Source organism: Kaarinaea lacus (genome assembly GCF_975902315.1).
In genome coordinates this window covers 1-5084 of record NZ_CDLKIE010000389.1, presented here as the reverse complement: position 1 = coordinate 5084, position 5084 = coordinate 1, and the positions used below count along the sequence as shown (strand labels likewise).

The window sequence follows — 5084 nt, the reverse complement described above, 5'->3', positions numbered from 1 at the left end:
CATCAAATGACGTCGAATATCACCATGCGTTCTGGATTCAGGGGACTCCATGTAGCTACATAACTGCTCTGCGCTGGGATGCTGGTTTTCCATTGATTAATCTCAAATAGTCACGTTAATAGATCATGTTGTTAATCGTCTGCTATAAAAGAAGGAGACACCGTAGTGAATGATATTTGAAAAAATAGTGCATATTTTCTTTTGTATATAAGTTAAAAACATTATTCGTTTCCCATGATTTCTGCCAGTTTTGCGAGTGTCTTGCGTCGAAAGTAATATAATTGCTGTCGATCGGTTTGTTCTGCCGGTACGTTTTTTTTGATCTGAATTTTGAGTGTTTTCAATGCAGTTAATACGTCATTGGCATCCTGTTCATCAATGACCAGTGCTTCCAGGACAAATTGTTCCACAGGCGTTAATTGTTGCCAGGCCTCGTGTAGATGTTCGCTGCGTTCAAGGGTTTCCGGGTCCGGATCGTGGCTGGGCAAGTCGGTATCGACGCCGGGCTCATGCGCCGAATCGTTGTCCTGTTGACCGGATTCACTGAGCGAGTGTTCACGTTCGGGATTGAGCAGGTATAAACGATTACGCCTGGTTAAACTAATTACGATTTTTTGGGCAACATCGTCGACCCTCTGTTCGGCCAGTTGCAGGTTCTGGGCAATCAGGGCGAGGGATTCGCCGCGGCGCAAGGCAAAATAAATTTTTGCTGCGTGCGGATCAATTTCTTTCACATACTCAGGAACATTGACGCGCCGACCGAAACGCCAGTCTTTCCAGCGCTCGTAAAATGGTAATGAGTTCGCTATGCGGTATAGATAGTCCTGTAAGCGAGCGCCATTCTTGCCTTCAAATTGCTGCAGCCGTTTCTCGTTGGTTAAATCATTGAGCATCCAGGTGTAACTGGCATTTCCCCATTCACACAGCAATGCATCGTTTGGTGCATTTCCCCATGAAGAGGGTAGGGTGCAGCGGTATAAGAATTTGTTCTCAGCACAAAATCGTTTACAAAACCTGTCGGTTTGATAGCAAATAATAGGGTGTACGAGTTCGTTGATTTGTTTTCGGGCATTACTATTCCCACTTGCCGCATCACGCGCCAGTGTAACGCTATCCTGACCACTATTATTTTCTATTGATGTTGAGCTATGCATGCTCCGTACTGCTTAGTCGTAAAAATTATTCACCCTGTGGTTAAGGCTTTGGATTGCGATACGAAAACCATCCCGCAATGCGGTGATTCACTACGTGAATGGCCAGTGCCAGTGAATCGTACGCCAGGTATTCTCCGCTGGTTAAGTGTATTCGCCGTGATGGCAGCCCAAAGTAAACCAGTGCTCGATCCGCCGTATCGCCAATATTAATGGACTTTCCATTGGTTTTAGTCGGTACATTGGATGCTGCAATAAGGTAGTCTTTTTCATCAATCACCAGGCGGGTGCCTTGTTCTGTGCGAACAACCTGGTATCTGTCACCCTCAAACCAGAGCTCACTGACTTTTTGCGTCTTTTTACTGGTTTTGTATTTGCTGCCCAGGATTGTATCACTACTGGTTGTTGGCGATTTGCTGGCTTTGGGTAGTGCATTCTGATTGATGTTAGCTACCGCCAGTTGAAACAGATAACTGTTACCGTTTTGTTTCGCCCTGGCGGCCAGTTTCTTCCAGGCCTGTTGTGCGGCACGAGCGCCACCCTGTTGTTTTTCTATGTTAGCCAGGTTGTGAGTTAAAGCATATTGCAGACTGTCGGCGGACAGCACTGAATCAGGATGTTGTGAAACACTATTCAAGGCACTGGTCAGTTTGTTGATCGCGGCATCAGGATGGTTTTCCTTGTAACTGGTAATTGCCAGTAACATTTGTGCTGCAGCGTCTTTGCCAAATTTGGGGGTGTATTTTCCCTGCATTATGCCGCGAGTCATAAAAGTATTGTCATCGACAAGATAGCTGGTTGCCAGCAGGATATAACTGTCACGCTGGTCTGGCTGCAGGCGAATGGCTTTTTCAAACTGGGTGATGGCGGATTCAATATATTGATGCTTTTTTTCTTTAAGTTGCGTTATAAATACGTCAACGGCACCCCGCTTGTTTTGGGCCAGCGTTGTTGTGCTGTTTGCTGCCAGCGGACTTTGCGACAACATGATCGGATAAATAAACCTGATGCGCCTGCTGTCCAGTGTCGTGATCTGGTGCTCGATATCGATGGCCTCTTGCAGGTAGGTTAATCCGATGTTGGCAAATACCGCCTGGCTGGGGTAGTCCTTGCCAAATGCGTTGAAATATTCCCGTGCCTGTTCGTAGCTGGCGGCAACATAATGCTGCATACCCATCTCGAATAATGAATTCTGCGCGGCCACTGTGGTGAGTTGCGTGCGGGTTCTTAAGGCGCGGGAGCGCGCTTTTCTACAGGCTGATGTAATGGTGGAATCCAGTTTCTGACTGGCGCAGGAAACATCCCAGAGGTTTTCCACCCAGGTAGTAAAAAAATCCTTTTGGTCCACGACATGGAACGGATCATAACCAACGCTAGCCATGATCAACAGACCATCATGATCAGCCTGTGCTTCGCGTTGCTCCAGCTGAGAAATGGTGTCGGGATTGATTTTTAAATCTTTCAGCAATTGTTGCTGTATTTCGGGTGCCTGGCTACCTGCGAGTCGCAGGAACTTTTGATGCCACAAATCTTCCGCTCGCTGGTGCGCCAGTTCATGCCCCAGTATAAATGCCAGCAGGTGTTCAGCATGTTGTTTGCCATAGCGTATACATATATCGATGGCATTACGGCTCAGCAGGATATTGCCGTCCGCCAGTGATGCTGCCCATGGGCCTGCCGATGAATTTACCACATATAAGTCAGGCTCCACGCGCGCAGTGTCCCAGGTACGCAGTAATACTTTAAAGACGGAGTGCGCCAGTGCTACCGCTTCATCCTGTTGTGCGGAAATCACTTGCGGTTTCCAGTACGTAATCGACTGACCTGGGTCCTGGGGAGGTGTGACGGTTTTAGCCCATGCTGGATAAACTGTTATAAACAAACTGAGCACCAGTCCAGCCGTACAGAAGAGAGATTTGCTACTTATCATCATGTTAATTATTCACTGGCAGACTTTGTCGTCAGGTCATTAAATGCAAAATTACGGGTTAAGGTTAAAAAGACACAAAGATTCCAGTTATTTGAAAATAATAGTGTAGTAAACAGGCGTAGAGTCGGTATTGGCTGTAAATAACATTAAATAACAATTAGTTAAAGATGGCTAGTGAAGTGCGGTTAAGGCCGATAGTTAATATGTTAGCAAAAATACGCACACTATACAGGGGGATTGCTACCGGATTTATTGCCCAGCGAAACTATTTTATCCAGGACCCTCGTTAAGCTAAAACCAGTGCGGCAGGCCACCATTGCCGGCATCGAGTTTGGCGGAGATTATGTCCCTGAATTCGTCAAGTGATGGAGAGAGATAGATTGTGTCAGTTAAAGTCTGACAAGATGTTCAGTTCGCGTAACGGATTCGCTGAATTTCCCGTAATAAGTGCTGAAATCAATTTTACTATTTGTGATTGCAACAAATTCGCAATAGAATTCATTCAAGTGGTGTGAATTTATTGTCTTAAAAACATTATTAGAAATGTTAGAAATCGGGCGGTGAGCACCAGGTGCGTTGTTCTACGCGGACGATGAGAACGGGTGTTCAAACATTTTTCGTTATAAAACGAAGCACAACGTTATAACGAGAACCATGTAATCGGGGGCAGTTCGTTGCAAGGATTGGCGCGTATTTTTCAATTGTGGCACGGAGTGCTGCAGGTTAGTTATCCGGCACCCATTAAAGCCGGTATTTTGCTTTTGCCGTTGCTGGTCCTTTCCGCTTGCGATTCCGCTGCTCCCGGTGATCCAGCTGTCGTTGTTGCAATCACTGAAGACCTTGTTACCACGGAAGATGGTGGTACAGCCTCTTTTGGCGTGTTGCTTAGTGTCCAGCCTACATCAGAAGTAAGAGTACCCATTTCCAGTTCCAATATTTCCGAAGGTACCGTCGACCAGGATTTCCTGATATTTACACCGAATACCTGGTCGATCCCGCAGACAGTCATTATTACGGGTGTTGATGATAATACTGTCGACGGTGATGTGAATTACACCATTAACATCCATCCGTTAACCAGTATTGACGCGGTTTACGCGGGACTGGATCCAGCCGACTTAACAGTAGTTAATATTGATAATGATGGGGGAAGCCAAACACCATCGCCCAATCCTCCGCCGACATCGGGAACACCGGCGGTCAATGTGGCGCCAGGCAGTGGCCTTGTAGTAACTGAAGACATGACTTCGGCGCAAGTGAGTATTGTATTAAATACTCAGCCGGGCAATTTGGTACGTATAGACATAACCAGCAGTGATGCCACTGAGGGTACTGTTTTGCCGTCTGCAATATTTTTTGGTACCAATGACTGGGATACGCCTCAAACGGTGACGGTAACCGGTGTTGATGATCAGGAAGTGGATGGCGACATCATGTTTACCCTTGATTTTACGGTGCTAAGCAATGATGCGATTTATGCTGGTATTCCTGTAAATCCAGTTTCAGTGACTAACCAGGACAACGATACTTCAGGGTCGCCAGTGGTGGGTGTGACTGTTTCGCCCACGGCCGGATTGATTACATCTGAAGATGCTGCTGCTGCGACCGTGAGCCTGGTGCTGGATGCCCAACCTAGTGACACCGTGTCCATTAGTGTCACCAGCAGTGATACCACAGAAGGAAGCGTGGCACCAGGTAGCTTGCAGTTTAATACGAGTAACTGGAATACGCCGCAGACCGTGACGGTAACCGGCGTTGATGATGCGGACGTGGATGGCGCCATCGCTTATAGCGTCGACTTTAGCGTGCAGAGTAATGATACACGCTACAACGGTATAACCATTGATTCGGTCTCGTTAACGAATCGGGATAACGATGTGCCGCAATCGACACCGGGCGTCACGGTGTCGCCCACCGCCGGATTAATTACTTCCGAAGATGCCACCGCGGCCACCGTGAGTCTGGTGCTGGATGCACAACCCACGGACACCGTGTCCATTAGT

General features: G+C 47.2%; 3 protein-coding genes. 1 reads left to right on the top strand and 2 read right to left on the bottom strand.

Annotation, left to right across the window (positions count from 1 at the left end; translation table 11 throughout):
- Nucleotides 1–221: 221 nt before the first annotated feature.
- Complete coding sequence (locus ACWVCM_RS12450) at nucleotides 222–1154, bottom strand: hypothetical protein (protein WP_455202078.1); 933 nt, start codon at nucleotides 1152–1154, stop codon at nucleotides 222–224.
- 40 nt (nucleotides 1155–1194) lie between these two features.
- Entirely contained in the window at nucleotides 1195–3084 is a 1890-nt protein-coding gene (locus ACWVCM_RS12445; RefSeq protein WP_455202077.1) for a hypothetical protein, read from the bottom strand.
- Nucleotides 3085–3755: 671 nt separating this feature from the next.
- On the opposite strand from ACWVCM_RS12445, the gene ACWVCM_RS12440 reads away from it, so the two are divergent.
- The coding region (locus ACWVCM_RS12440) for a hypothetical protein (RefSeq protein WP_455202076.1) at nucleotides 3756–5084 on the top strand (1329 nt) is incomplete at its 3' end.

What these genes read in the sequence shown, in the direction of transcription:
- ACWVCM_RS12450 (WP_455202078.1), bottom strand. Translation starts at nt 1,154, where the DNA reads ATGCATAGCTCAACATCAATAGAAAATAATAGTGGTCAGGATAGCGTT.
- ACWVCM_RS12445 (WP_455202077.1), bottom strand. Translation starts at nt 3,084, where the DNA reads ATGATGATAAGTAGCAAATCTCTCTTCTGTACGGCTGGACTGGTGCTC.